Source organism: Mycobacterium sp. (genome assembly GCF_035603715.1).
In the GTDB taxonomy this organism is placed as follows: Bacteria; Actinomycetota; Actinomycetes; order Mycobacteriales; family Mycobacteriaceae; genus Mycobacterium.
This window is the reverse complement of record NZ_DATNJW010000291.1, coordinates 1-2,485: the sequence shown is the minus strand read 5'-3', so window position 1 is coordinate 2,485 and position 2,485 is coordinate 1. Positions and strand designations below refer to the sequence as shown.

The 2,485-nt window shown below is 64.2% G+C and carries 3 protein-coding genes; all 3 read right to left on the bottom strand.

The window, feature by feature from the left end; genetic code table 11:
• Window positions 1–153 precede the first annotated feature (153 nt).
• The gene (locus tag VN856_RS12050; RefSeq protein WP_325689260.1) at window positions 154–618 is read right to left on the bottom strand and encodes a hypothetical protein; all 465 of its coding nucleotides are present in this window, start codon (window positions 616–618) and stop codon (window positions 154–156) included.
• A gap of 124 nt (window positions 619–742) precedes the next feature.
• Window positions 743–1,759 carry a hypothetical protein gene (locus tag VN856_RS12045; protein WP_325689258.1) on the bottom strand — a complete coding sequence of 339 codons (1,017 nt, stop codon included), beginning with the start codon at window positions 1,757–1,759 and terminating at the stop codon, window positions 743–745.
• A gap of 11 nt (window positions 1,760–1,770) precedes the next feature.
• On the bottom strand, window positions 1,771–2,485 hold a 715-nt coding region (locus VN856_RS12040; RefSeq protein ID WP_414686938.1), incomplete at its 5' end, for a Dyp-type peroxidase.

Sequence of the window (2,485 nt, the reverse complement as noted above, 5' to 3'; positions counted from 1 at the left end):
GGCCCGGCGAGCATGCCACAGTCGGCACGTAGCGGGGCCCTCGGTCGATGCAGACCCCGGTTGCCCGACGGGCCAGCCGAGCCGCGTGGCGCAAAGCCACCGACGACGCTCGCAACCTGTGTTGCCACGCGCGTGCGACCGGGCGGACGCCGCTTACGACTGCTGACGACGACCGGCGCGACGACGCACCCTGCGCGCGCTTCGGCGCATACCCCGGACTGCGTAGCCGCCCGCCACGACCGACGCCGCAATCGTGGTGATGAACACGGGCAGCCAGCTGTCCCGGTCGTGGTCGACAGACCACCAGACAATCGAGAAGAGCACCGTGCAGGCAAATAGGACGATGTCACGCCAGTTTCCTTGATAGGAACCAGCGGCGGCGCGCAGCTGGCGCGCCTTGTCGTTCGCCGCGACCAATTCATCGACGCGTTCGTTGATGCTGCGCCGCAGCGCATCCCGTCGGGCCACCTCGGCTTCAGGCAGCTGGTCGAGCAGCTCCAGGTCTTGTTTGATCCCCTCCCGCAAGTTCGGACCCCTGAGTTGCCCCACCGCAGCGCCGAGCAGCGCACCACCGAGGACGGGAGCCGCGCCCATCGCCATCGCTGCCATACCGGGCATTGTGACCTCCACCTTCCTCTCGCTCCGCAATCCTGGGCATCGACCCCACGGTGACGTTGCGATCGGCGTTTCGGTTAGTGCCGGTGGGGTCAGGTTGGTTACCGGCCGCGAAACCGCCGGAACATCACTTCATGGTGGCGAGGTTGTGCCAAAAATTCTTGAGGCTGTCGGTGCCGCCGAAAAGCGTGGTGAAGTTCGTGGAGTCGACGAGGACGATGTCGCCGGCACGCTGGCCCGACGGCGGCATCCAGATCAGCGCGTTGAATTCGGTATTGCCCGCCGCGGTGAAGGGATGGCGCCTAGTGGGATCGATCCGTTGACGACCCAGCACCCGCACCGAGTCACTCTCCGGTGCGGTGAGTTCGTAGTGCGGCAGGTGGGGATGGAAGTTGAACGTGGTGACGTTGTCGAGCAAGTGCGCGGCGTCCAGGTCGCGAACCGCAGTCAGCGGTGCGATCTGCTTGGTGCCCTGGACAACGGCGGGACGCAGCCCCCAGGTGTTGTGCACCGGGACCTCGAGGCCGAGCATCAGCGAGCGGGTGTACTGCCCGAACCGTTGTTGCCGCGGCACCAGTGGGTCGCCGTGGTGCTGGTATTCAACCTGACGCTGGGCGAAATCGTCGGTGAAGCCGACGTCGTGGTGCGGGGCCAGTAGCAGGCACGTGCCTTCTCGTTTCAGCCATTCCCGAATAGCGCTGACTTCCTCCGGAGCCGCTTCCTGCGCGGACAGGATGTGATCCAGCCCGAAGACCATAAGGGTGTCGGTGTCGGCCAAGATCCGCTCATCGATGGGGAGCTGGTAGCCCGCCTGGTCGACCCGCTGGAAGACGGCGACTGGATGACCGGTGGCTTCGCCAGCCAGATCTTGGAACGCCAGCGCTGAGCGGTGGAAAAGTTCCAGGGTGCCGGCGATGCCCTGGAGGAAGTGCGCCGCGTCGTATTCCGGTGTCTCATAGCTCGGCCACAAGGCGTTGCGGACTTCGGTCATGGTGGAGAAGCGGTTGTACATCGCGGCGGGGTCGCGCTGGGCTTCCCACGGGTAACTCCAGCTCCAATAGATGCTGATACGCCGCTGATTTGGGGTGTGCTTGCGCGGGACATGGGTTTGGTTGTAGGTGCGCGCAGCGGGCAGCGTGCTCATGATCGTGCCTCTTAACTGTCGAGCGTCGCCAGGTATCGGAGGGCCGTTAGCCCCGGCAAGAAAAAGTACGCCCCGCCCTTCAAAGTGGTGAAGGCCGGCAGGCCTCTGAGGACTTTGCGGATCGGCCTGTTGGGGATTTTGAATTCCATTGTGCCGTCCTGTGTTCCGCAGATGGGGTCGTGCTCGTTGCCGAGTTCGTGGAACGTGCGGTCGTTGATCCACACGTTCTGCGCGAATTCGAACTGGCGAACCAGGCTGGCACAGATGATGAATGCGGCGATCCCGCGATCGATCCCGTCTTCAGGTGCTCCCTCAGGTAGTGCCGGCCCGTAGGTGGCACCCCGGCGAATTATCCTGTGCCGGTTCATGTTGTGCGCAGTGTCGCGCGGGTTGAGGCGTCGCGCGTGCGATCCCAGCGGGCAAGCATAGCCGTGCGGATCCATTTCCTTGTAGTTGAAGTTGTTGTTGCGCATAGGGTCCGCACCGAGCTCGGGATCGTCCTTATCCGGTGCCAACACCAGCGGGGCACCGCTGCGCCAGCGGCCCATGAACTTTGCGGCGAGCAATTCCCGATCGTCCGGCGTGTCGCCGTGCTCGCGAAGATAGTCGCGGAACAGTCCAACGTGCTCCTGCAATCGCCGGTAGGCCATGTAGCTTCCATTGCGGCACAGTATTTCTGGCTCAGGCAGATCGGGCGAACCGTGCTCGTCGGGATAGCCGAGGATG